This window comes from Dietzia sp. PP-33 (assembly GCF_033790845.1).
GTDB lineage: Bacteria > Actinomycetota > Actinomycetes > Mycobacteriales > Mycobacteriaceae > Dietzia.
Genome location: NZ_JAMYEI010000002.1, coordinates 290,036 through 314,733 on the forward strand (window position 1 = coordinate 290,036; position 24,698 = coordinate 314,733).

At 71.8% G+C, this 24,698-nt stretch carries 21 protein-coding genes and 1 pseudogene; 8 read left to right on the top strand and 14 right to left on the bottom strand.

Annotated elements, in window-relative coordinates; all coding sequences use genetic code 11:
- Positions 1 to 130: 130 nt before the first annotated feature.
- Positions 131 to 1,465, bottom strand: a complete 1,335-nt coding sequence (locus NJE57_RS05465) for a DUF3068 domain-containing protein (protein ID WP_319027389.1) — start codon at positions 1,463 to 1,465, stop codon at positions 131 to 133.
- Positions 1,466 to 1,568: 103 nt separating this feature from the next.
- On the opposite strand from NJE57_RS05465, the gene NJE57_RS05470 reads away from it, so the two are divergent.
- Entirely contained in the window at positions 1,569 to 2,846 is a 1,278-nt protein-coding gene (locus NJE57_RS05470) for an acyltransferase (RefSeq protein ID WP_319027390.1), read from the top strand.
- Between the two features lie 2,270 nt (positions 2,847 to 5,116).
- On the opposite strand, the pseudogene NJE57_RS05475 reads toward NJE57_RS05470, so the two are convergent.
- Positions 5,117 to 7,405 (bottom strand): annotated as a pseudogene (locus tag NJE57_RS05475) (DUF3367 domain-containing protein); the annotation flags it as partial.
- 22 nt (positions 7,406 to 7,427) lie between these two features.
- Positions 7,428 to 7,595 carry a DUF2613 domain-containing protein gene (locus NJE57_RS05480; RefSeq protein ID WP_319027391.1) on the bottom strand — a complete coding sequence of 56 codons (168 nt, stop codon included), beginning with the start codon at positions 7,593 to 7,595 and terminating at the stop codon, positions 7,428 to 7,430.
- A gap of 184 nt (positions 7,596 to 7,779) precedes the next feature.
- Between NJE57_RS05480 and NJE57_RS05485 the strand changes: the two genes are divergently transcribed.
- Genes NJE57_RS05485 through NJE57_RS05495 form a run of 3 tightly spaced genes read left to right on the top strand, consistent with a single transcriptional unit; the run spans position 7,780 to position 11,332 of the window.
- Positions 7,780 to 8,409: a TetR/AcrR family transcriptional regulator gene (locus tag NJE57_RS05485; protein WP_319027392.1), complete on the top strand. Its 630-nt coding sequence runs from the start codon at positions 7,780 to 7,782 to the stop codon at positions 8,407 to 8,409.
- Positions 8,406 to 10,286 (top strand): long-chain-acyl-CoA synthetase, encoded by a 1,881-nt coding sequence (locus NJE57_RS05490; RefSeq protein WP_319027393.1) that lies wholly within the window; start codon positions 8,406 to 8,408, stop codon positions 10,284 to 10,286. The genes NJE57_RS05485 and NJE57_RS05490 overlap by 4 nt, the downstream gene beginning before the upstream one ends.
- A 38-nt stretch (positions 10,287 to 10,324) precedes the next feature.
- Positions 10,325 to 11,332, top strand: a complete 1,008-nt coding sequence (locus tag NJE57_RS05495) for an alpha/beta hydrolase (RefSeq protein WP_319027394.1) — start codon at positions 10,325 to 10,327, stop codon at positions 11,330 to 11,332.
- Between the two features lie 45 nt (positions 11,333 to 11,377).
- Here NJE57_RS05495 and NJE57_RS05500 read toward each other — a convergent pair whose 3' ends face one another.
- Positions 11,378 to 11,842 (bottom strand): nuclear transport factor 2 family protein, encoded by a 465-nt coding sequence (locus tag NJE57_RS05500; RefSeq protein WP_319027395.1) that lies wholly within the window; start codon positions 11,840 to 11,842, stop codon positions 11,378 to 11,380.
- Positions 11,839 to 13,044, bottom strand: coding sequence for a bifunctional glutamate N-acetyltransferase/amino-acid acetyltransferase ArgJ (argJ, locus tag NJE57_RS05505; protein WP_319027396.1), 1,206 nt, complete (start codon positions 13,042 to 13,044; stop codon positions 11,839 to 11,841). Before argJ ends, NJE57_RS05500 begins: the two co-directional genes overlap by 4 nt.
- Positions 13,045 to 13,341: 297 nt before the next feature.
- Here argJ and NJE57_RS05510 point away from each other — a divergent pair, with 297 nt between their 5' ends.
- Together NJE57_RS05510 and NJE57_RS05515 are read left to right on the top strand one after the other, a co-directional pair.
- Positions 13,342 to 13,482: a hypothetical protein gene (locus tag NJE57_RS05510; RefSeq protein ID WP_319027397.1), complete on the top strand. Its 141-nt coding sequence runs from the start codon at positions 13,342 to 13,344 to the stop codon at positions 13,480 to 13,482.
- Positions 13,483 to 13,621: 139 nt separating this feature from the next.
- Entirely contained in the window at positions 13,622 to 14,086 is a 465-nt protein-coding gene (locus NJE57_RS05515; protein WP_319027398.1) for an SRPBCC family protein, read from the top strand.
- 66 nt (positions 14,087 to 14,152) lie between these two features.
- Here the strand turns inward: NJE57_RS05515 and NJE57_RS05520 are convergent, their stop codons facing one another.
- Positions 14,153 to 15,268: an NAD(P)H-dependent flavin oxidoreductase gene (locus NJE57_RS05520; RefSeq protein ID WP_319027399.1), complete on the bottom strand. Its 1,116-nt coding sequence runs from the start codon at positions 15,266 to 15,268 to the stop codon at positions 14,153 to 14,155.
- Positions 15,265 to 16,548, bottom strand: coding sequence for an APC family permease (locus NJE57_RS05525; protein WP_319027400.1), 1,284 nt, complete (start codon positions 16,546 to 16,548; stop codon positions 15,265 to 15,267). Before NJE57_RS05525 ends, NJE57_RS05520 begins: the two co-directional genes overlap by 4 nt.
- A gap of 88 nt (positions 16,549 to 16,636) precedes the next feature.
- Between NJE57_RS05525 and NJE57_RS05530 the strand changes: the two genes are divergently transcribed.
- Positions 16,637 to 18,013, top strand: coding sequence for a glycoside hydrolase family 3 N-terminal domain-containing protein (locus tag NJE57_RS05530; protein WP_319027401.1), 1,377 nt, complete (start codon positions 16,637 to 16,639; stop codon positions 18,011 to 18,013).
- A 16-nt stretch (positions 18,014 to 18,029) separates the two neighbouring features.
- Here NJE57_RS05530 and NJE57_RS05535 read toward each other — a convergent pair whose 3' ends face one another.
- The 5 genes from NJE57_RS05535 to NJE57_RS05555 form a co-directional block, all read right to left on the bottom strand.
- Complete coding sequence (locus NJE57_RS05535; protein ID WP_319027530.1) at positions 18,030 to 18,602, bottom strand: DNA-3-methyladenine glycosylase I; 573 nt, start codon at positions 18,600 to 18,602, stop codon at positions 18,030 to 18,032.
- A gap of 208 nt (positions 18,603 to 18,810) precedes the next feature.
- Positions 18,811 to 19,506 (bottom strand): hypothetical protein, encoded by a 696-nt coding sequence (locus NJE57_RS05540; protein ID WP_319027402.1) that lies wholly within the window; start codon positions 19,504 to 19,506, stop codon positions 18,811 to 18,813.
- A gap of 11 nt (positions 19,507 to 19,517) precedes the next feature.
- Positions 19,518 to 20,279: a trimeric intracellular cation channel family protein gene (locus NJE57_RS05545; RefSeq protein WP_319027403.1), complete on the bottom strand. Its 762-nt coding sequence runs from the start codon at positions 20,277 to 20,279 to the stop codon at positions 19,518 to 19,520.
- 10 nt (positions 20,280 to 20,289) lie between these two features.
- Positions 20,290 to 20,799, bottom strand: coding sequence for a GtrA family protein (locus NJE57_RS05550; RefSeq protein WP_413464367.1), 510 nt, complete (start codon positions 20,797 to 20,799; stop codon positions 20,290 to 20,292).
- 87 nt (positions 20,800 to 20,886) lie between these two features.
- Complete coding sequence (locus NJE57_RS05555) at positions 20,887 to 21,957, bottom strand: glutathione S-transferase family protein (RefSeq protein ID WP_319027405.1); 1,071 nt, start codon at positions 21,955 to 21,957, stop codon at positions 20,887 to 20,889.
- A 181-nt stretch (positions 21,958 to 22,138) separates the two neighbouring features.
- Here NJE57_RS05555 and NJE57_RS05560 point away from each other — a divergent pair, with 181 nt between their 5' ends.
- Positions 22,139 to 23,146 (top strand): DUF2332 domain-containing protein, encoded by a 1,008-nt coding sequence (locus NJE57_RS05560; RefSeq protein WP_319027406.1) that lies wholly within the window; start codon positions 22,139 to 22,141, stop codon positions 23,144 to 23,146.
- Positions 23,147 to 23,185: 39 nt separating this feature from the next.
- Here NJE57_RS05560 and NJE57_RS05565 read toward each other — a convergent pair whose 3' ends face one another.
- Both NJE57_RS05565 and NJE57_RS05570 read right to left on the bottom strand, forming a co-directional pair.
- Positions 23,186 to 24,019 carry a PIG-L family deacetylase gene (locus tag NJE57_RS05565; protein ID WP_319027407.1) on the bottom strand — a complete coding sequence of 278 codons (834 nt, stop codon included), beginning with the start codon at positions 24,017 to 24,019 and terminating at the stop codon, positions 23,186 to 23,188.
- Between the two features lie 244 nt (positions 24,020 to 24,263).
- Entirely contained in the window at positions 24,264 to 24,686 is a 423-nt protein-coding gene (locus tag NJE57_RS05570; protein WP_319027408.1) for an ectoine synthase, read from the bottom strand.
- Positions 24,687 to 24,698: the final 12 nt, after the last annotated feature.

Genomic DNA, 24,698 nt, shown 5'->3' on the forward strand with positions numbered 1-24,698 from the left:
CACTGCCGCCGATCAGAACGCGGACGAGCGTGGCTCAGACGAGAAGAGCGTTCCGCACACCCCACTCGGGCGATGGGTGCGGAACGCTCTTCTCGACGCGGGCGGCGCCGGTGCCGGCGCCGACGGGAGGTCAGGCGCGGGTCGCGGGACCTCCGGTGTCCGTGGTGCCTCTGGACCTGCGGGTGGTGCGACCGCCGGAGGAGCCGCGGAGGCCGAGGACCAGGCCGCCGATCAGGGCCAACACGCCGAGGACCCCCAGGATCGCCGGGACCACGCGCCCGAACGTGTTGAGCGTGTCGGCGCTCTCCTGGGCACCCGCCACCGTGTTCTCGACGGTCTCCTCGTTCCAGCCGGACTCGAACCGGATTGCTGTCCTGGTGGGCTCGGCCTTCTCCTGCTCGACGCGCGCCTCGTCACCGAAGAACGCGTCGGCCTCGTCCTGGTCCTCGGCGAAGAACTGGAAGATGTTCTCGCCGCCCTTGATGATCTGGCCCGTGTCCGGGTTGACCCAGACGGTGCGGGTGTTGGTGTAGAAGCGCCGCATGTCGACCTCGCGCTCCGGGTCGCCCTCGAGGCCCCACTGGCCGGCGACGCCCTCACGGCGGTAGCTGGCCAGGACCGACTCGACGGCGGGGTCGTAACCGTCGGAGACGGAGGCGTAGTGGTCGCGGATCGAGGACCACATGTCGATCGGCCCCAGCTCCTGCCGGAACTCGTAGGCCTCGACTCCACCGACGGTGGTCTCGCCGACGAACGAGATCGGGTTGGTGGTGAAGGTGCTGGCGTCGAAGTACGGGTAGTTCGTCTTCTCGGTGTCGAACGGGAACTTGTACTGCAGGCCCTCACGGACGAACCCGACGGGCGCGGTCTCATCGGTCGAACTGCCGGCGGAGACCAACTGCAGGGTGCTCACGGGCTCGTCGACGGGCTCGGCCGACACGCGATCGAGGGTGACGCGGTCGATCGTGGCGTTGATCAGGCCCTCGACGCCGTCCGATCCGGTGAGGTCTTCACGCAACAGCGACTGCGCGGCCTGGAGGGTGATCTCGTCGGCGTCCGACGGCTCGACCGCCTGCACGCGACGCTGCGAGTACACGGGGATGTCGTTGTCGATGAAGCAGCTCACGGGGAGCGAGGTCTCCTCGAGCGGGGCCTCCTCGGCGCCTTCGCCACCTTCCTCCTCGGCCTCGCTCTCAGCACCCGCGCCCTCCGTGGCACGGCACTCGGGCCGGTCCGCGTTGAGCTCGGTCGGTAGGTTGCCCGCCAGTGCGCGGCCCACGAGGACTGCACCCTGGACGGTCTCGGTGACCGTGGTGGAGTTGATGTCCAACGGGGTCTTCTTCTGCGCCGGGACGACGAAGAATACGAGGGCGAGTGCGATAGTGATCAGGAACGTGCCGAGCCCGACGAGGACCAGTGCGGGCACTGACGACCTCCGTCCCGCGGAACTGCTCTGTCGTGCCATCGGTTGTCCTCCTGGAGTCGCACCCTGGATCCGCCGGTTACCGCCGGGTAGCCACCCGTATCAGCCACCGGACCGGACCATCATCAGGAGAAGATTAACAGTGATGAAGAACGCATCCGCCACCCCCGACCACCGCGTCGGAACTCTTCCTTCCGCCACGGGCTTCGTGCCGGCGCTCGAGGGTTTCCGCGCGGTGGCGGCGTTCGCGGTTCTCACCACTCACGTGGCGTTCCAGACCGGGTCCACCACCGGGTCGGTGGTCAACCGGATCTGGGGCCGGTTCGACCTGTCCGTGACAGTCTTCTTCGCGTTGTCCGGGTTCCTGTTGTGGCGGGCCCACGCCCTGCACGCCCGCCGGGGCGGCCCCGGCACCGCGCGGTCGGCGCGCGTCTACCTGCGCTCTCGACTCGTGCGGATCATGCCGGCGTACCTCGTCCTGGTGGCCGCCGTGTTCCTCCTCCTGCCCCAGAACGCGCGCAGTTCCGCCTCGACCTGGACGGCCAACCTGACCCTGACGCAGGTGTTCGTCCCCGACTCCCTGGTCGAGGGCCTGACCCATGCGTGGTCGCTGTCCGTGGAGATGGCGTTCTATCTCGTCCTGCCGCTCCTGTGGTGGGCTCTCGCCGCCCTCCGTGGCCGCGCGGCGCGGTGGCGCGTGCCGGTCATCGCAGCCGTGGGGGTACTGAGCCTGGCATGGGCGTTGGTGCCCTGGTACGAGCTCGGCCTGCCCGAGCGGATCAACGACCAGATCCTGCCCCCGGCGTTCGCCTCGTGGTTCGCCGCGGGGATGATCCTCGCCGAGCTCTCCGCCGCCCCTCCCGGTCGCCTCGCCGCGCTGGCCAGCCGCCGGCACGCACGGTGGGGCTGGTGGGCCGTCGTCGCGGTGGCGTTCGGCGTCAGCACCGTCCCCCGGTGGTTCACCGAGGGCTTCGTCCACCCCTCGGGGCCGGAGTTCGCGGTCCGCACCGCGCTCGGGGCGGTGGTGGCGTTCTGCCTGCTGGCCCCGGTCACGCTGGCGCCGCACGGGCAGCGCTTCCCGATCCTGGGGTCGGCGTTCGTCGGCACGCTGGGCCGGTGGTCCTACGGGGTGTTCCTGTGGCACGTGCTGGTCCTGCATTTCGCGTTCCAGATCGCGTTCGTCCCCATGTTCTCCGGACACATGCTCGAGGTCTGGCTGGTCACCGCGGTGATCTCGACGGTCATCGCGGCCGCGAGCTATTCGCTGGTGGAGGAGCCGTCCCGGCGATGGTTATCCCCCCGGCGCGGGCCCCGCGGTGTCCCCCGCCCAGCACCGGGCAGTGCACCCCGCGGCGTGCCCGCGACCGACGGCCAGGCCGCGGCCAACCCGGCGCAGACGAGCCCGGCCACCGTCGCCACCTGAGGGGCCCAGCCGTCGCCGGCGTACCCGGCCGGGGCGGGCCAGGGGGCGCGGGCGAGCAGCGCGGCACCGGCGACTATCCCCCCGCCTGTCCCGACGACCAGCAGGTCCCGCGCCCGGCCCGCGCCGAGGTAGCGGCTCGCCACCAGCGCGCAGGCGGTGAACCAGGCAGCCAACCCCAGCCCGACCGGGCCCGCCAGCAGGTAGCCGGCGACTGCGGTGGCGCCCACGGTGACGATCCCCGGCGCACGCCACACCCCGGCGCGGGAGCCGGCCCGGTCGCGGCCGCGGAGGAGGAAGAGCAGCACCACGAGCGCCAGGACGAACGGGCCCGTCAGCAACGCCGCCCGGTACGGCCCGTCGAACGGGACCGTGAGGACGAGGGTCGCCCCGGTGCCGGCCGCGGGCAGCACCCAGCCCTGCTTCCACCCGTCCACGGTGACCGGGCGGGCGTCGGGCAGATCGGTCCCGTCGTCGGCGACCAGCGTCGCCTCCCAGGCGGGGCTCACCGATTCCGGCACCACCAGCACCCGTTCCCGGGGTGCCGCGGGCACGTGCAGCTCGCGACGCGACGGGTCCCACCGGGTCGTGGTGACGGCCCGGGTGGCCTGCGGCGCACCGCCCAGGGGCGGAACGCGGGTGGTGGTCCCGTCACGTGCGGGTCCGGCGTCGGCACCGCCGACACCTCCGTCCCCGACACCACTGTCCTCATCACCACCGTCCTCAGCACCACCGTCGACGACGACGAGGCCCACCGTGTCGACCGAGAACGCCTCCCCCGGATCCACCGATACCTCCACCGGTCCCGCGGACATCGGGACCGGTTCGCCGCCACACGGTTCCGCCGGGATCGCACGGCCCTCGAGTAGTTCCCTCCGCGTGGTGGTCAGCCGTGTGGGCACCGACCGGTCACCGATGACCAGCCGGGGGCCGTCCTGGCAGGCCAGGGTGACGGGATCGTCGTTCGCGGCGGGCAGGGCGCCGATCCGCGCGCCGGTGGCGTCCTGCACCCACACCTCCGCGAGGCCGGTGGGCACCTGCGCCCCTCCCGGGGCCACCACGTTCTCGGCGGCGTCGACGCGGACGGTCACCCGGTCGGTGTGGTCGGCGGGCAGGGGGACCACGACGGACCCGTCCTCCTCCGGCGGGATCGAGTCCAGGTCGACCCGCGTGCTCTGGAGCCCGGTGTCCACCGTGATCACCCTGGGGGCGGCCGGGGCCTCCGAACGCGGGGCCCACAGGCGGATCGAGCCGACCAGCTGCCGGCCGGGAAGTCGCAGCTCCAGCGTCGGGGAGGGCAGGTCGGGGGCGTACCAACTGGTCGACCGATCGCCGTCGACGGCGGCGGACGGTCCGCCGGCGGGGTCCGTCACCAGGGACTCGCCCACTGCCCGGACCTGGCGCGCGCGGGTGGCGGGGTCGCCGCGCAGCACGTCGTCCAGGGCCGCCCCGGCGAGCGGCCGCACGAGGAGTTGCGGACGGACCGCGGTGTCGACCGGGACGTCGAGCAGGCGGGCGAAGCGCCCCGGCTCCTCGGGGTCGATCGCCAGTTCCGGGGCGCACCTGACCGCGCCGGTCTCCTCCTCGGCGCCGGCCAGCCCCTCGACCGGGCTTCCGCCGTGGACGCAGTCCGGGCGGCCACCGAGTTCCTGCCGTAGCAGCCACCCGGAGGGGTCCCGGGCATCGGCGGGCCGCTCCGGTAGCGCCACCGTCCGCAGGAGCGGGATGCTCTCGCCGTCCGAGCTCAGTCCGAGTTCCGACACCTCGAAGTAGGTGCCTCGGCCACCGTCGGCGAAGCCCGTCGCCGTGATCCGCACGGTCTCGGTGGGGCCCGGCGGCAGGGCCACGGTCAGCTCGGACCCCGCCGCCGGGTAGGCCGTGGTGGTGCCGGAGTCGGTACGGATCTGCAGGGTGCTGACCTCGGGGCCCGCCTCGGGGGCCGGCACGGTGAGGCGGAGCAGTCCCCGGTCGACGGGCCCGGGGAGTTCGATCTCGAGCCACTGCCCGAACGCCGATCCGTAGCCCCCGGAGCGCCAGGCGGTGTCCGGGTCGCCGTCCACCGCGGCCGCGACCGATCGCGCCGGCCGAACGGGCCCGGTCTGGGCGGAGTCCGAGGCAGACGACGAGACCCGCACCCGGGCGTCCCACCAGCGGGCCCGCGTCAGGGCGGGGTCGGAGTCGGCGACGGTGGCCGCGTAGTCCGGGACCGTGCCCCGGCTGCGCCGTGGGTCGCCGTCGGCCCGGACGGCCGACGAGTTGTGGTCGAGGCGGCCGAAGTCGGTCTCCCGGTCCGCGGGGGAATCGGTGAGGACGGGCCCCGGGGCGGCGACCGGCCGCGGCCTCGGGAACCGGACGGTGGCGGGGTCCACACCCGCCGCGAGGGCGTCGACCTCGAGCAGCCTGGTCACCCGGGGCGGGGACCCGACCGTGTCCTGCACGGCCAGCAGGTCGTCGAGACGGGACAGCGACTCCGGTCCGCCGGCCACCACCGGGAGGTCGCGCACCTCCACCGTGTACGGGGCGGTGGCAGACCGGGGCGGGCCCGGTGACACGGCGTCGGCACCCAGTCGGGAGTCGACACGGTAGATCTCGATCGCCGGGTAGGCGGGGCGGAGGCCCGAGTCGGGGAGGACGGCCACCTCGTCGTCGTCACCTACCGTTCCCTCGTCACCTCCCGCGACCCCACCGGTCTCCGCGCCCTCCTCGGCCCCCGCGGTCTCCGCGCGGCCGGCCGTCGTCTGGCCGGCGCCCACGACGTCCGTGCCACCGACAGGCTCCCCGAACTCCGCCACCTTGACCAGTCCCGGCGACCCGTCGATCGCCTGGTGGACCAGGACCGGTCGGGGCGCCCCGGAGTCGTCGGTCAGGTCGTTGCGCACCACCAGGAAGCCGATGCCGAGCGAGGCGAGCGTGGCGGCCATCCCGGGTGCGGGCCTGCCGCCGGCGAGCCGGCGCTGGACGGCGTCGAGGGCGCGGATCGCCGGCGCCGGTTGCAGCGGCACCGAGTCACGGACCGCCCACGGCGTGGTGGCCAGCGGCTGCAGGGGCTCGTCGCGGGTGACTCCCCAGACCTGACGGCCGAAGGACGCCCCCGGGACCACCAGGGCGCGGGTCGTGGCGGCCGGATCGGGATCGACGCCGGACTCGTCGCCACCCGGCCGCGCGGCAGGCGCGTTCTCCTCGAGCCACGCTGCGGCGGCGGGCCAGTGGTCGGGCATCTCCGTGTGGGCGCCCACCGGGGCGAGCCGGCCGAACAACGCCGGGGACACCGCGATCGCCCCCGCGAGCACCACGACCATCGCCACGGCCACGGACCGGTTCCGCTCGGGGTGTGCCAGGGCGGCCCACCCCCGGTCGACCGGTCCGTGCGGGCCCCCGCGCGCCGAATCCCCGCGTCCTGAGTCCCCGTGCAGTCCGGCGAGCAGGTGCGCCAGCAGATGGGCGGCGCCCAGGACCAGCGGCAGGCGCAGCAGCGGCTCGAACTTGTGGACGTTGCGCAGCGGGGCACCGGAGCCGTCGAGGAACGCGCGCACCGTCTCCGCCAGCCCGCCGCCGGCAGGCCCGACCCACGGCGCCGCCATCGCGACCAGCCCGACTGCCGCGATCACCAGCAGGCGGCCCCGCGCGGGCATCCCCCGGCGCAACAGCCCCAGCACCCCGACCGCCGCCAGCACGCCGGTGGCCAGGACGAACACCGGCTCACTGGTGAGCGCGGCCCCGGCCACCCGGTCCGTGGACACGAACGGCACCCACGTCGACGCCCCGCGCAGCACCTCCGTCGCCGAGGACCACCTGGTGGTGACCTCGGCCGACTCGATGTAGTCCAGGAACGGCGGCGAGACCCGGCCCAGCAGGACCAGCGGTACCGCCCACCACACGCACACGGCCACCGAGAGGGGCAGCCACCACGCCGCCAACCTGGCCCACGTGCGGCCCGGCCGGTGCATGAGCCACCACAGGACGGCGGGCAGGCAGGCGACCAGGGTGGCGACCGCGTTGACCGCACCCATCAGCGCCAGGGCCAGCGCGGCCCCGGCACCGCCGCGCCGTGGGGACATACGTCCCTGCAGCACGCGGATCACCGGGAGCAACACCCAGGGGGCCAGCGCCACGGGCCAGATCTCGGACGAGATCGAGCCGAGGTCGCCGAGCATCCGCGGGGCGAGCGCGTAGCCGATCCCCGCCACGGCCCTGGTCAGACGCGTCCCGATCCGGAGGGCGGCCGCCACCCGGACCACACCCACGTAGGCGACCGTCAGCACCACCGCCCACCACAGCCGCTGGGTCAACCAGGCGGGCATCCCGACCAGGTCGAAGAAGGCGAAGAACGGGCCCTGCGGGAAGAGGTACCCGTAGGCCTGGTTCTGGACCTGTCCGCCGAACGACAGTCCGGTCCACAGGTGGGTGGCCTGCGCCAGGAACCGTCCGGGGTCGACGACGAGGTCGTACTTGGTATCGGGGACGACCAGCCCCGGTGCCTGCAGACAGGCCAGGAGGAGGAACGCGAGAAAGGCGACGACCGAATCGCGCGCGCCGGCGCCGCGACGGATCCCGCGGGTCACCTCGGCCGCGTGAGGGGAAGGACTAGCGGGCGCCGTACTCGACCTGACCCAGGAGAGCCTGGTCGGCGGGCGGCTGCGCGACCTCCGGGATGGAGTTCTCGGCCATCGCGGTGTTCGCTCCGAAGGCGACGATGCCACCGAGGACGATTCCGCCGACTGCGCTGGCGAGCGCTCCGGTACCGAAGCTCATCGAGTTCTCCCTGCGGGTAACGACAGTAATGACATTGGGGTCACGGGAGTGCTGTGCGGCACACCGACGCCGAAAGACTAGCACCCGGGCGACCACGGATCCTGCGTAGTGTCGCCCACAACTACTTACTGGCCGGTAAGTTGGTGCCGGACACCACATCACGACCCGCCGGGAGGAGAGCTGAGTGACGACGGGGACCAAACGGATCCCACGCGCGATCCGCGAGCAACAGATGCTCGACTCGGCCATCCGCGTGTTCTCCGATCTCGGCTACCGCTCGGCGTCGATGGACACCATCGCGCGGGACGCCCGGATCTCCAAGCCGATGCTGTACCTCTACTACGGCTCCAAGGAGGAATTGTTCTCCGCGTGCGTGACCCGTGAGTCCGGTCGGTTGATCGACCACCTCACCTCCGCCGCCGCAGCCGGCGGGTCGGGGCCCCGGGGCAGTCTCGAGAGCGTGGTGCAGGCCTTCCTCGAGTACGTGGACGAGAACACCGACTCCTGGAACGTCGTGTACCGCCAGGCCGTCGCCGAACCCGCGTTCAGCGAGGAGGTCGAGAAGACCCGCTCGGTCCTGGTGGACCTGACCACCGATCTGCTCGAGCAGAACTCGGTGGACGAGCGCAGCCGCGACGTGCTGGAGGTGGTCGCCACCGCGCTCGTCGGAGCCGGCGAGGCGGTCGCCGACCGCGTCGCACACCGGTCCATCCCGACGTCGGTCGCCGCCGGCGTCGTCGTCGAACTCGCGTGGCGCGGCCTCGCCGGAGACCCCGCCAAGTCACTCACCGCACCGAAAGAGGAGAAGCCGTGACCGAGAAGACCGCAGACCGCGGACGCCGCACCAGCCAGGGAGCCCGCACCCTCACCCCGCTCGACCTGGCCAAGGGGTTGCCCTCGCTGGTCGCCGACCTGCCCACCGTCCTGAGCGGCCTCAAGATCGTCCGCACGTCGCGGACCAGCGACAAGGTGTCGATCGGCAGGAAGTTCCAGGAACACGCGGCCAGCCGACCGGACGCGCCGTTCGTGCGCTTCCTCGGCACCGAGATGACCTACGGCGAGGCCAACCGGCGGGCCAACCGCGTCGCGGAGGTGCTCAAGTCACGCGGCGTGACCCGCGGTGACACGGTGGGGGTGTGCATGGTCAACCGGACCGAGGTCATGCTGGCGATCCTCGGCGCGGTCAAGGTCGGCGCCGCAGTGGGACTGCTCAACCACCACCAGCGCGGCGACGTGCTGGAGCACTCGCAGAAGATCCTCGGGTCGAAGGTCGTCATCGTGGGCGCCGAGTGCGCCGAGGCCGTGGCCTCCATCCCGCGGGAGAACTGGGTGGGTGAGCTCATCGCGGCGGGCTCGGCGATCGATCTGCCGTTCCGCGAGTTCACCGCCGGCCACCGCCCGGACGAGTTCGCCGACCTGCGGTGGCTCGAGGACGAACTGGCCGCACTCGGCGACGACGTGGGGGACACCAACCCCCCGGAGGCCGACGCGACCGTGGGCGACGAGACCGCGTACTACGTGTTCACCTCCGGCACGACGGGGCTGCCCAAGGCCTCGACCATGACCCACTACCGCTGGAACCGGGCACTCGCCGGCTTCGGCCTGTCGGGGGTGCGGCTGAAGAAGGACGACGTCCTGCTCTGCCCGCTGCCGATGTACCACAACAACGCCCTCACGGTGGGCCTGGGCTGCGTGCTCGCGTCGGGCGCGTGTCTGGCGATCGAGGAGCACTTCTCGGCGTCCCGCTTCTGGGACCAGGCCCGCTCCTCCGGCGCGACCGCGGCCATCTACATCGGCGAGATCTGCCGCTACCTGCTCAACCAGGATCCCGGACCCGGCGACCGCGACCACTCGGTCCGCGTGATGACGGGCAACGGGCTGCGCCCGGAGATCTGGGAGGAGTTCCAGGACCGGTTCGGGGTCGACCGGATCTGCGAGTTCTACGCGGCCAGCGAGTGCAACATCGCCTTCGTCAACGCCTTCAACGTGCCCAAGACCACCGGCTACTGCCCGATGGACTTCGCGATCGTGGACTACGACCCCGACACCGGCGAGCCCCGCCGTGGCGAGGACGGCCGGCTCAGCAAGGTGGGAACGGGCGGGACGGGACTGCTCATCAGCGGCATCTCCGACTCGCAGCCCTTCGACGGGTACACGGACAAGGAGGCCACCGAGAAGAAGATCGTCCGCGACGCGTTCACCGACGGGGACGCGTGGTTCGTCTCCGGCGACCTGATGCTCAACCAGGGACTCAAGCACGCCTCCTTCGTCGACCGGCTCGGTGACACCTTCCGATGGAAGGGCGAGAACGTGGCCACCACCGAGGTCGAGTCGGTGATCGCCGCCCGCCCCGAGGTCGACCAGGCCGTGGTCTACGGCGTCCCGGTGCCGGAGGCCGACGGCAAGGCCGGCATGGCCGCGGTGCGCCTGCACGATCGTTCGGACTTCGACGGCGCCGCGCTGGCCGAGCACCTGCGCGACTCGCTGCCGTCCTACGCCGTTCCGCTGTTCATCCGGCTCTCCAAGGAGCTCGAGGTGACCTCCACCTACAAGAGCCGCAAGACCGAGCTGCGCGAGCAGGCCTTCGACACCTCGAAGTTCGACGAGCCGCTCTACGTACTCTCGTCCGACCGTGGGTACATCCCCTTCTACGATGGAGCGGAGAACGACGTCGTCGCCGGGACCGTCTAGAGGGCGGCCGGGCCCGCCACAGGAGGTCCCGCCAGCGCATGCCCGAACGCCGCCCCTCCCGCCCCCGCGCGGACCGGACCCGGAGATCGGTCCTGATAGGACTGTCGGCGGGGGCCGGCGGGGTGGCCGGGTGGGTGCTGACCTCCGTCCTCGGGTCGGATGACGACGACGAGGTGGCCCGTGACCCGAACCCCGACTCGGTCGGGCCACGCCCGTACACCCCTCCGGAGGGGGCGGTCCCGGTGCTGGAGCCGCGGCGGTACTACTACGACGAGCCCGGCGACACCGACGGGCAGACCTTCGGCGATCTCTACCTGCCGGACTCCGCGAACCCGGCCCTGCCGGTGGTGGTGCTGATCCACGGCGGCGGCTGGAAGGACTCGCTCGGGCTGGCCTACATGGAGAACCAGGCGCGCGACCTGGCCTCCTTCGACGTGGCCGTGTGGAACATCGAGTACCGGCGGGTGGACTCGGGCGGCGGATGGCCCACCACCGTGGCGGACGTGTGCGGTGCGGTGGACCATCTCGCCGAGATCTCCGGGCGGCTCGACGGCCGGCTCGACCTGGACAGGGTCGTGGTCTCGGGCCACTCCGCCGGCGGGCACCTGGCGCTGTGGGTCGCCGGGCGGGCGCGACTGCCCTCGTCGCTGCCGGGCGCACGTCCCGTCGTGCCCGTCGCGGGCTGCGTGTCGCTGGCCGGGGTCGCCGACCTCCTCGACGCCGAGCGCGCGGGTGACCGCTACGTCGCCGAACTGCTCGGCGGGCGCTCACGCGAGCGCCGCCAGCGCTACGTGGACGCCTCGCCCGTGACGCATCTCCCCACCGGGATCCCGGTGGTGTGCGTCCATGGACGGCAGGACAAGGTGGTGCGCCCCGAGCAGTCCGAGGCCTATGTCCGGGCGGCCCGCCGGGTCGGGGATCCCGCCCGCGTCTCCCTCGTCCCCGGCGGCCACGATCCGTGGGGCGACATCACCGGCGACGTGTGGCACGACACCCGCCGGACCCTGCTGGCGATGGCCCGGCGCAGTCCGAACCCGGCCGGGTAGCCGCGGGGCACGCTGCCGGGATCGCGGCGGCCGTCGCGCCGCCGGTCAGGCCTCCGTGTGGCCGGTGTCGACCCGGATCCGCTCCAGCCGGCGGTAGGCGATCAGCCACTGCCCGTCCACCCTGCGGTAGCGCTCGTGATAGTGACCCCAGCCGTGCAGCCACCGCTGCCGCCCGTCGACCGTCCACCAGAGCCGGTCCTCCATCGCCCAGATCCCCGAGGCTGTGGGTTCGCCGGTACCCGGGTCCGCCCCCGTCAGCTCCAGCAGCGGGGTGTGGCCGTGGTGGACGCTCGTCACCGGGGCGGGCCCGTCGAGCGTCGCGCGGATGGCGGCGGTGAGCCGCTCCCGACCCCGCACCTCGGCCGCGCCCCCACTCGCCGCCCAGGACCCGCTCACCACGTCCTCGGTGTGGCACGGACCGTAGGCGTCCCACTGTTTGGTGTCCATCACGTACAGGCGACGGGCGAACACCGCGCGGATGGCCTCGAGATCGGACGCGGCGTCGCTCACGTCGTGTAGTCGGCGTTGATCGAGATGTACTCGCGCGTGAGGTCGCAGCCGTAAACCGTGCAGGCGCCGTCGGCCACACCCAGGTCGACGGAGATCGTGACCTCCTCGGCCCGCATGATCTCGGTGAGCCGTTCGAGCTCTGCCGGACCGGGGAAGGCCGGATAGGTCTCCAGGTCGCCGAAGACGATGCGGACGCGCTCCGGGTCGATGTCCGTGTCCTCGTGACACTTGCCGATCGCCATGGCCACCCGGCCCCAGTTGGGGTCCGCCCCGTGGACCGCGGTCTTGACCAGCGGGGAGTTGAGGATCGCCTTGGCCACCCGCTTGGCCTGCGCGCGGTCCCTGCCGCCGGTCACCTCCACGGTGAGGAGCTTGGTCGCGCCCTCGCCGTCGCGGGCCAGTTGGCGGGTCAGATCCAGACACACCGTCGCGAGGGCGCGGCGCAGCTCGGCCTCGTCCACGGGCCCGGCCACCCCGCTGGCCAACGCGATCGCGGTGTCGGAGGTCGAGGTGTCGGTGTCGACGGACAGGCAGTTGAACGACTGGTCCACGGCGTCCCTGAACGCGGCGTCCAGCACACCCGGGGTCACGGCGGCGTCGGTGAAGACCACGGCGATCATCGTGGCCATGTCGGGCTCGAGCATCCCGACCCCCTTGGCGATGCCCACCACCCGGGCGGTCCCGCCGCTCGTCGTCGTCATCTCCACCGATGCGGTCTTGGGATGCGTGTCGGTCGTCATCATGGCCGCGGCCAGCGCGACCGCGTCGGCGTCGAACTCCGCGTCGGCCAAGCCGTCCAGGTGGGCGCGCAGCACCGGCATCGGGTAGTGCCGGCCGATCACACCCGTCGAGGCGATGAGCAGTTCCTCCGGGGCCACACCCAGCGCGCCGGCCGCACGCTCGAGCACCTCGCGCGCATCGGTCATGCCCTGCTCACCGGTGGCGACGTTGGCGTTCTTGGCCACCACCACGACACCGCGCGCACGGCCGCCCGCGGCGTTCCGCCGACTGAGCACGACCGAGGGGCCGGCGAAGAGGGATCGGGTGAACACCGCCGAGGATGCCACCTGGGGGCCGTCTGCGACGACGACGAAGACGTCGTCTCCGCTCTCTCGCAGACCCGCGGCCCCCGCGTGGGCGCGGAAGCCCGCGGGGAGGGCGACGGGTCCGGAGGAGCGGGTCTCGGGGCGAGTGGCGTTCACAACTCCGAGTCTAGGCCCGTCGACAGGGCTCCGGCCGGTCGGTCAGGAGCTCCCGTTCCGGCCCCCGGACCAAAGTGTGAGATAGCTCGCACCTGAGCAATCCCAGTCCCGCCCTTCCTGTTGCTATGAATGTGGGCTTACCGCCTTCGGGGTCGCATAACCCCTCGTCAGGTGGGGTTCGACGTCACGGCTGGGTAACGTCGGCCCGAGTCGTTCGGATGTACCCAACGAGCGTCCGAACGACGCAGACCTCGGCGGTGGAGAGTCCACCGCCGGTACGACGAAAGGATCTCCACCATGATCTCTGACTTCATCAACGGCATCGCCACCGGTTCCGCCAACGTCAACACCGGCTCCGAGGCCGCCGATTTCGGCTCCGACCTCATCGCCCAGGTCCTCGGCTTCTTCGGTGGCTTCGTCGAGAACTTCGGCTCCTGAGCCGTCGCGCCTGACGGCGCACCGCCCGGCCGGGCTCAGCCTGGAACGGGCACCGCGTGTGACCGGCCCCGCCTCGGCGGGGCCGGTTTCCGCATTTCCGGCACACCTGAGGCTGGTCGGCGCCGGTAACCTGGATGCCATGCAGCTCGACCTCTCCCGTCACGTCGCCGCCGACCCCGACGCGGTCTGGGCGGTGCTCACCGACATCCCCTCCGCACACCGCACCCTCAGCGGGGTCCTGGCGGTCGAGCTCCTCACCCCAGGCCCCTACCAGCCGGGACTGCGGTGGCGGGAGACGCGGAAGATGTTCGGCATGAAGGCCACGGAGGAGATGATGGTGCTCGCCGCCGAGCCGCCGCACTCCACCACGATCGTCGCCGAGAACGGCGGCACCGAGTACAAGACGGTGTTCACCGTGACCCCGGATGCCGACGGCTCCGGATCGACCCTGCGGATGCGTTTCGGCGCCCACACCGCACACGCCCCGGCGATGGCACGGGTCGCGATGGCCGTGATGGGCGGACTGGCCGAGAGGTCGACCCGCAAGGCCATGGAGCAGGACCTGGCGGACATCGCAGCGGAAACCGAACGCCGCGCGGGCTGAACCCGGCCCCGGCCAATCCGCGACCGTCCTGCGCGGTCAGCTACCCGCAGCCGGAGAGCGGACCGTTCACCTCGGTAGCGGACTCGTGGCCCGGTCCCAGAGCTCGGCGACGACCTGCGCCGCAGGGCGGTCGGCGTAGACACCTGCCGCCCGCCACCCCGAGCCCGCCCACAGCGGCGGGACCTCGACATCCCCCGCCTGCGCGGCCGCCGTGCGCAGTGGCCCGGTGAGCAGGTGCAGGTGCGGATAGGCGGCCGGCGCGAGCGCGTCGAACCCGGCCACGAACTCGTTGACCAGTGCGCGGGCGTAGCGACCGGTGTAGCAGCGCGTCGGCCGCGACTCGGTGAACCGCGGATCGGCCAGCGCGGCCCGGTAGAGGGCGCTGGTCCCCGCCTCCGGGGTGCGCAACAGGACCGTCCCGATCTGGACGCCGTCCGCGCCGGCCCGCACCACCGCGTCGACGTCCTCCGGCGTACTGATCCCACCGGCCGCGACGAACGACACCTGCGGGAGTGCCTCGCGGACGGCCCGCGTGAGCTCGACGGTGGTGATCGAGTCCGGGCGCTCACCCACCGTGGTGGTGGAGCGGTGTCCCCCCGCCTCGGCGGACTGGACCGAGAGCCAGTCGGCCCTCACCTCGACCGCCCGCCGGGCGTCGCCGACGCCTGCGACGGTGACGGCGACCGCCGTACCCACCTCCTGCAGCGCCTCCACCACGTCCCGATCGGGGATCCCGAAGGTGAACGAGACCACCGCGACCGGGTCGGCGACCAACGCGGCGAGGGTCGCGGCCTGGTCGAAGTCGGTGAAACCCGGTCGCTCGGCCGGCACGACCTGCAGTCGGTCGGCGACCGGGGTGAGCGTGGCCGAGTAGCGGTCGACGGCCTCCGGCCCGCCCGCGTCGGCCAGTGCCGCCTCCGAGTCGGCCCGGTCCACCAGGAAGACGTTGACGCCGAACGGCGCGGCGGTGAGCGCCCGGACCCGGGCGATCTCCTCGCGGGTGGCCGCGGCGTCCAGGTAGCCCGAGCCGATCATCCCCAGGCCGCCTGCCTCTCCGACCGCCGCGATCAGCTCCGGCGTCGTGGGTCCGCCTGCCATCGGGGCGCCGATGACGGGCCTGCGCAGGTCGGCCGGACGCAGCCGGTCATGTGGGTCGCGGACTCGGGACGGGCGCTCGATCATGTCTGAGACGGTACGCCCGGTCCGAGCGCCTGACGGCGGGTGACCGCGTAGACCACCCCACCGACGGCAAAGACGAGGAGCCCGGCCACGACCGATTCCCGGGGCAGGCTCCCGGCCACCACGACGCACCCGAGCGCACCCAGCGCCGGCACCCACGCGGGCAGTCGGCGGTGCTCCCGGGGGAGCCGCAGCGCCGCGGCGTTGGCGACCAGGTAGTAGACCAGGACCGCGAACGACGAGAAGCCGATGGCCTGGCGTACGTCCGCCACCAGGACGATGCCGGCCACGACCACGCCCACGCAGACCTCGGCGACATACGGCGTCCGCGTGGTCGGGTGCACCGCGGCCAGCGTCGGGGGCAGGTGCCGGTCGCGGGCCATGGCCATGGTCGTGCGAGAGACCCCGAGGATCCCGCCGAGCAGCGCGCCCAGAGCCGCGATCCCGGCAGCGACCCGCACGACCGGCTCCAGTTGGCCTCCACCGATCCGCTCGGCCGCGTCGAGGACGGGGGCCGGGCCCGCCGCCACGCCGCCCACCCCGAGCACCTGGACCGTGGAGGCCAGGACCACCGCGTACACGACGATCACCACGGAGATCGCCACCACCACCGCCTTCGGGATGGTCCGGGCGGGGTCGCGCACCTCCTCACCGAGAGTGGCAATGCGGGCGTACCCGGCAAAGGCGAAGAAACAGAACCCGGCCCCGCCGAGGACACCGACGATCCGCGCCGGCCAGGCCTCCCCGTCCACCGGCGGCGGTGGTTGCACCAGGTCGGGCGGGACCGGTGCGGCGGTCCATGCCGCGACGACGAATACCGCCAGCACCCCCAGGACGATCGCGACCAGTACCTTCGACGCGGTCGCCGTGCGCTGGACCCCGAGCACGGACAACAGCGTCAGGGCGAGCACCGCCACGGCTGCCACGACGTGGGCGTGCCCGGGCCACACGTACAGACCCGCGGTCAGCGCCATGGCGGCACAGGAGGCGGTCTTGCCCACCACGAATCCCCAGCCGGCGAGGAATCCGGGCAGCGGACCGAGCAGCTCACGGCCGTAGACGTAGGTGCCGCCGGCCGCGGGGAACCGCGCGGCCAAGCGGGCTGACGACAAGGCGTTGCACACCGCCACCACCGCTGCGACGGCGAGCGCGGCCCACACCAGCGACCCCGCGCGGGCCGCCGCCGGGGCGAAGGCCACGAACACCCCGGCACCGATCATCGCGCCCAGGCCCACCACGACGGCATCGGTCAGCCCGAGACGACGGGCGAGCGAAGCGGTCACCGGCTCAGGGTCGCACCCACAGGTGGCCGGTGGGTGAACCGGCCCCGGGGCCCACGGGCCGGAGCGGAGCAGCGGCTACATTTGGGGCGTGTTCCCCACCCTCCGGCGTCGTCTCACGGTCACCGGACTGGTCGCCGGAATGGTGCTGGCCGGCTGCGGCTCCGCCGGCCCCGGTGCCTCCGGGCCCGGCGTGGATCCGGCACCCGCCCGACCGGCAGAGCAGTCCTCGCAGGCCACACAGGACGCACAGTCGGCGCAGTCCTCGCAGGTCTCGCCCCCCGCCCCGGTCTGCGAGTCGCCACTGGACTCGCTGAGCCAGCGCCAGCAGATCGCGCAACTGTTCACGGTGGGCGTGAGCTCGGTGGCCGACGCTCGTCGGGCGGTCGAGGAGCACAACATCGGCGGGATCTTCCTCGGCGGAGACGTGGTGGGCGAGGTGGTCTCCGGCGACGGGCTGGCACGCCTGCAGCAGGACTCGCCGCTGCCGCTGCTCGTGGCGATAGACGAGGAGGGCGGCCGCGTCTCCCGCATCGCCCCCTACGCCGGGCCGATGCCGTCCGCCCGCGTCATGGCCGCCACGATGAGCCCCGAGCAGGTCCGCTCGACCGCGCAGGCCCGGGGCGAGTTCCTGCGCGGGATGGGCGTGACCGTGGACTTCGCCCCGTCCGTCGACGTGTCCGACCAGCCGGACGGGGCCGTGATCGGCGACCGGTCCTTCTCCCCTGATCCGGCCCGTGTGATCAGCTATGCGCGCGCGTTCGCCGCCGGCCTCTCGGATGCCGGTGTGACCCCTGTCTTCAAGCACTTCCCCGGGCACGGCCGCTCCTCCGGGGACAGCCACCACGAATCGGTGTTCGTGCCACCGCTGGACCAGCTCCTCCCCCACGATCTGCGGCCGTTCTCCGAACTCGCCGCGACCCCCGGCGTCGCGATGATGCTGGGGCACCCCCAGGTGCCCGGCCTCACGGGGATCGACCGGCCGGCCTCGCTCTCCCCGGCCGCATACCGCCTGCTGCGGGACGGCCACGGGTACGGCGCCCCGCCCTTCGACGGCGCGATCTTCACCGACGACCTGTCCGGGATGCGCGCCGTGACGAACGACTTCCCGTTGCCCAGGGCGGTCGCCGAATCGCTCATCGCCGGGGCCGACTCCCCGCTATGGATCACCACCGCCGGGATCCCCGAGGCCCTGGACGCCGTGGAGCGCGCACTCGCCGACGGCGCGTTGAGCAGGACGGATCTCGCCCATTCCCTCGCCCGGATGGCCGCGCTCCGCGGGATCCCCGGTTGCCTGAGCTGGCCGGTCACCGGGCGGCTGACGTCGGCCGGTTCGCTCGCCGGCTCCACTCCCCGGCTCCCCCCGCACGCGGGCCTTCCGGTCCTGCCTGGCCCGCCCCGACCGCCCGGACCGCCCGGACCGACCGGCCTGCCTGACCAGCCGGTTCAGCCGAACCCCCCGGGTTGACCCCGGCCCGGGGCGGTCAGGGGGCGACCTCGCCGGTCCAGATGCCAGAACTGCCGCGCCGATGCGAATCCACCAGGTGGGTGTCGACCACCCCGATGGCCTCCATCAACGCGAAGACCGTCACCGGCCCGACGAAGCTGAATCCGCGCCGCTTGAGATCCTTCGCCAGGGCCTCCGATTCCGGGGATCGACTGGGCACCTCGGCCATCGTCCGGGGTTCCGGGGTGCGCTCGGGCTGATACGACCAGATCAGCTCGCCGAGACCGCCCTCTGCCCGCAGTGCGACCACCGCCCGCGCGTTGGCTACGGCCGCGTCGATCTTGCGCCGGTTGCGCACGATCCGGGCGTCGTCCATCAGCCGTGCGATGTCGGTGGCCCCGAAGCCCGCGACCGCGTCGGGGGAGAACCCCGCGAACGCCTCCCTGAACGCCGGCCGTTTGCGCAGGATCGTCACCCAGCTCAGTCCGGACTGGAAGCCCTCCAGGACGAGCCGTTCGAAAAGCCCCGACTCCTCGTGGACCGGCATCCCCCATTCGGTGTCGTAGTACTCCCGCAGCAACGGATCGCGCGCCGCCCAGGGCGGGCGCATCAGACCGTCCTCGCCCCGGACCGGGGCGCCCGGGTCCGCTGTGGCGCCGGCGGTCGTTGTGGTGTCGGCGGTCGTGGTGGGTCCGGTTGTCGTGCTGCTGGTCCCGTGCTCGGCCATGTCTCCCCCTGGAGGTTCGTGGACCACCTTCTCCGGTGGTCGCCGTCACCCTAGGTTCCGTCTACGACAGATCCGGGTACATCAACTCCGGCTACGCCAGGAGCCCGGTGAGCTGCACGATGCGTACCGCGGCCAGGATTACCAACGCCACTCCCACCACGAGCGTGAGCACCCGCCCGGCGACCCGACCGTGGGCGAGGAAACGATCGATCCTGCGGGTCGCGGCGGCGACGCCGGACGAGTTCACGCGGGACAGCGCGATGATCAACCCCGTGCTCGGCAGGATCGCGATGATCGCGAAGAACAGGATCTGCAGCAACTTGGACCACCAGGGCGTCTCGGAGAACGAGATGAGGACCATGCCCGCGGCGAACGGCGCGGAGGTCCCCGACTGGATGACACCCAGGCAGACGCCGGTGGCCATGATGCCGAACCTCTGCAGCACGGACTGGGCCAACGGGGCCTCGACGTTGTCCTCTTTCGCCTCCGCCGGCCTGCGCAGACCCATCACGGTGATCACCAGACCGATCACCCCCAGGACCACCATCGCCCACAGGTTGTAGAACAGGCTCCGGACGAACTCCTCGTTGTTGCCGATGACCCACACCGACACCAGTGAGAGCAGGATGATGCCGCAGAACGCACCACCGGTGAAGCGTGCGGCGCGGGAGGTGAAGCCCCCGCCCCGGCCCGAGGCCGCGAGCCAGAGTCCCGCGATCACGGCGAACGCCAGGAGGTTGACCGAGTCGATCGCCGCGAATCCCAGCAGGCTGAGGTAATACTGCACGTCGGCACACACTACCGGCGGGGGCCCGGTGGGCGATCCCGGTAGTCGTCCACGTCGTCGTCGCGACGGGCCTCGTCGTCGTCGTCCTTCTTCTTTCCCGGACGGCCGAACACCGCACGGTCGCGCCGCAGGCGGGTGTCGAACCCCCTCATGCTCCAGCCCCGCATCGGCGCCGGGACACGCCACTGCAACCGCCAGGCGACCATCCTGAACGCGAACGCGAACGCGGACAACACCGCCGCGGCGACCGGCCCCCACAAATCGGTGGCCACGGCCAACGCGGTCAGCGCGGCGCCGGTGGTCGCGGGGATGATGTACAGGTCGGACCCGCTGAACACCGCCGGGATCTCGTTGGCCACGACGTCGCGCATGAGACCGCCGCCGACCGCGGTGACCACGCCGAGCAGCAGCGCGGAGGCGATCGGCATCCCGTGTTCCAGCGCGCGTGCGGTACCGAAGGTGCAGAAAAGACCCAGGCCGGCGGCGTCGAAGACCACGATCAGCGTGCGTACGCGGTGCAGGTGCGCGCCCATCAGGTACACCACCACGGCGGCGGCGAACGGCGCGACGAGCAGAACCGGCTGCGTCAGCGCAAGGGGGGTCACGCCCAGCAACACGTCCCGGATGATGCCGCCGCCCAGTCCCGCCAGCAGACCCAGCACCAGCCCGCCGGTGATGTCGATGTTCTTGCGTGCGGCCAGGAGATTGCCGGACAGCGCGAAGAAGAACACGCCGACCAGGTCGAACCACAACAGCAACGGCGAGGACTCCATGATCCGCCCCCTAGACCACCGTGTCCGCGGTGGAGCGCGCGTGGTGACGGCGACGCACCGCGCGGAACGTCCAGAGCTTGTTGACGACGAAGTTGATCGGCATCGTGAACAGGATCGTCAGCAGCTGACTCCAGTACTCGCGGGAGTGGATCCCCGCGTCCTCGTGCCACCACGGCTCCGACAGATAGAGCGGCGAGGTGGGGTTGGTGAAGGCCAGCTTGATGAAGATGCCCGCGGCCGCGGCCACCGACCCCACCACCAGGAACGGCCAGAACTCCTGCCAAACCGGCGCCTTGTGGCCCTTGCCGAACGTCCAGTGCCGGTTGAGCATGAAGTTGTAGACGTTCGCCACGAGGAACGCGACTATCCACACCAGGGTGGTGAAGCGGAAGTTGAACTCCGTGTCCCCCAGCGGGAACAAGATCTCCTGTGCGTTCCGGGTGCCGCCGTTGGCCTTGTTCATCAGGACCGTCACGACCATGTTGACGACCAGCCCGGACCCGCCGACGAGTGCGAACATGACGAACTGCCGGGCGCTGTTGCGATAGCGACCGATATCGCCGGGGTTCGGGTTCACAGGCGACCAGTGTAGGCCTACCGTCCGGATCTACACGGCACCGTGCCCCTCCGGCACTCTCTCCGCCGGATTCTCGATCGGCCCCGGGGCGGTGCCGTCACCGAACGGGCTGCCACCCAACTCCTCACGGTGGTGCGGCGTCAGCAGCCCCCTCAGGTCCGGTCCCTTGGGCACGATCCCGGTGGGGTTCACATCGCGGTGGACGTTGTAGTAGTGCTCCTTGATCTGCGGGAAGTCGCAGGTGTCGCCGAAACCGGGCGTCTGGAACAGGTCGCGGAGATAACCCCACAGGGCGGGCATCTCGGTGATCTTGCTGCGGTTGGCCTTGAAGTGGCCGTGGTACACCGCGTCGAAGCGCACGAGCGTGGTGAACAGTCGGATATCGGCGACCGTGATGGACTCCCCGACGAGGTAGCGACGGGTGGCGAGTCGCTCCTCGAGCCGGTCCAGCGAGGCCCACAGCTCGTCGAACGCCTCCTCGTACGCGTTCTGATCGGCCGCGAAACCGCTCCGGTACACGCCGTTGTTGACGGTCGGGTAGATCCAGGAGTCGAGCTCGTCGATCTCGTCCCGGTGGGGCTCCGGGTACAGGTCAGGGGCGCCGTCGCGGTGGAATGCCGACCACTCGCTGAGCAGATCGAAGTTGAGCTTCTGGTAGGCGTTGGTCACCACCGACCGGGTGGGCAGGTCGACCAGAGCCGGGACCGTGATGCCGCGCGGATAGTCGGGGATCCGGTTGAAGTAGGCCTCCTGCAGGCGGTGGAACCCCGTGACCGGGTCGCGCCCGTCCGGATCGAGGTCGAAGACCCACGAGTCGACGTCGTGTGTCGGGCCGGCCAGCCCCATGGAGATGGCGTCCTCGAGTCCCATGAGACGGCGCACGATGATCGTGCGACTGGCCCAGGGGCACGCCCGGGCGGCCAGGAGTCGGTAGCGGCCGGCCTCGACGGGCCAGCGCATCTCGCCGACCTTCTCCCCGACCGGGTCCGATCCCGCCGGCAGGTCGGCCACCACGCGATCGTTGATGTAGGTGGCATCGCGGACGAACTCGCCGTCGGTCGAGGCGTTCTTCGCGGGCGTGAAGTCGGTGTCGTCAGCCATGGGGTCTCCTGCGGTCGTCGGGCGCGGCGAGTGGTTGATACATCACCAACGTACCCGGTCCCGGGCATGCGCGCCAGCGCCAGCGCCGGGGCCGGTGCCCGCGGCCGGGGCGGGGCGGGGCGGGGCGGGGCGGGTCCACGTTCCGGGTGATCCGACGCGGCCGGTATGCCACGCTGGTCGTATGGACTCCGCGCACGTCGACGACGTCCCCACCCGCTACGCCGAGTTCGCCGAGTTCGAGGTCCGCGCCCGGACACCCGTCTACCTGGCGTGGGCCCGCGGTATCGCCGAGGACCCCGCGACCTGCGCGCTCATCGAACGCCTGCCCAGGCTCAAGAGACAGCCCGCACTGGTCTTCGCCTCCGCCCGGTACGCGGGCGCCCCGGAGACCGAGGACTACGCGGCGTTCCGGGACTTCGTCCACGCCCACTGGGCGCAGATCGAGCGGATCGCTCTCACCCATTCCACGCAGACCAACGAGGCCAAGCGCTGCGCGGTACTGCTGCCCTTCCTCTCCCTGCTGCCCGGACCGCTGTCGCTGGTCGAGATGGGCGCCTCCGCGGGCCTGTGCCTGTACCCGGACAGGTACACCTACCGCTACTCCCTCGACGGCGGCGAGACCCACGACCTCCGGCCCGCCGACCCACCCCCCGGCGCCCCGGTCCTGGCCTGCGACCTGCGCGATGGTGTCCCCCTCCCCCGGTCGTTTCCCGAGGTCGTCCACCGCGGCGGTGTGGACCTGTCTCCCATCGACCCCGCGAGCCACGACTCGCGCGCCTGGCTGCGCAGCCTCATCTGGCCGGGACAGCAGTCCGAGCGGGTGCCCCGGTTGGACGCCGCGCTCGACATCGCGGCCGCCGACCCGCCCAGGATCATCGCGGGCGACCTGGTGGAGAAGCTGGAGGCCTCCGTCGCCGCCTGTCCCGCGGGGTCGACACCCGTGGTGTTCCACACGGCGGTCCTCGGTTACCTCGAGCCACCGGCCCGCGCGGAGTTCGTCCGCCGGGTCACGGCGCTGGACTGTGTGTGGATCTCGGTCGAGGGGGTGACCCTCCTGCCCGACATCGCCGAGCAGGTCCCCGAGTCGATCCGCCGCCACAAGGGCATCTTCGTCGTCGCAGTGGGCGGTCGACCCCTGGCCACGGCGCACGGGCACGGAGACTGGGTCCGCGCCCTCGACATGCCCTGAGCGACGTGCCGTGAGCGCTGCGCCCGCAGCCGGGCCGGTTCAGTCGAACGGCCACCCGCGGCGCATCGGCGCGTCCGTGCCGGGCTCGATGAGGAACTCCGTGCCGAAGGCCATCGCGTACATATCCGGCGGGAAGGCCAGCATCATGCCGATGTCGCTGGTCTGACTGGCGTGGCACTGCATCGCGCGGCGCTTGAGGTCGATCACGTCCGCCGGAAGGTCGATCGCCCACGCGATCTCGGCCTCCGCGACCCCGATCGGTAGGCCGTCGTCCCCCGTGAGGATCGCCTGCCGTATGCGATCCACGTCCAGGTCCATCCCTCCGGCGATGAGGGTCTGCATGAACTCGGATGCGGCGGGACTGTCGATCATCTCCAGCTGTGCGTCCCGATTGGTCGTCGCCTCCAGCAACCGAGGACGGCGCGCGGCCAGTTCCACCGCGCGGCGGGCGATCCGGTGCACCGCGATGTGGTCGGGGTGACCGTAGTTGCCGTGATGGTCGTATCCCACGAGCACGTCGGCGTCCTCGCGGTCGAGGATCCGGGACAATCGCGCCGCGGCCTCGTCGACGTCGGCGCGATGCAGGCTCAGCGAGTGGTCGTTCTGCTCCCACCCCGTCATTCCCGAATCGCGGTAGCCGAGCCAGTCGATCCGGGCCACCCCCAGCACCGCCGCCGCCGCACGGGCCTCCCCGCGCCGGTGCCCGACCAGGTCGCCGTCCGGACCGAGGTGCTCGGGACGTTCGCCGTGATCACCGTCCGTGGCGAACACCGTCACCACGCGGTGCCCGTCGCGGGTGGCGAGCGCCATCATCCCCGCGGTCTGGGAGGTCTCGTCGTCGGGATGGGCGTGGAGGAACACGATGGTCGACACCCGCACATTCTGCCCTGTGCGACCGTCCGGATGCGCGCCCGGAATGGACCGAACCCGGCGCGCGCCCCCTCCGAAAGCGTGCGATCCGGGCGCGCAAGCCGAAGAGGGCGCGTACCCCAGGGCGGGGCGGGTCGGGGGTCGGGCGAGGGCATGACCGGCATCCTGCCGTAGATACTGCGGCTCCCCGGCCGATTCCGCTCGGAGTGAGTGGATCCGCCGGGGAGCCTGTGCTACAGGTGTGGAGTTACTTCTCCCGTACGACCGAACCGTCGTCCTGCAGGCGCAGGAGCGGGTAGATGCCGTTCTCGTCGTGGTTCTCCTCGCCCACGACGGGAGGGTTGAAGACGCACAGCATCTGCATCTCCTCCTCGACGATCACCTGATGCTTCTCGTTGCCATCGAGCAGGTACATCGTGCCCGCGGCGAGCGGGTACTCCTTGTCGTTGGTGAGATCACGCAACGTGCCCTTGCCTCGGGTCAGCCAGACGGCCTCGATGTGGTTGGCGTAGTGGAAGTCGTTGGTCGTGCCCGCGGCGATGGTGGTCTCGTGGAACGAGAACCCCACCCGGTCGTCGGCCAGGACGATGCGCTTGGACACCCAGTTGCCGTTGTTGCCCTTGATGTGGCGGTCGGTGTCGGTGATGTCGGCGGTGGTACGGACGATCATGTGGTGCCTCTT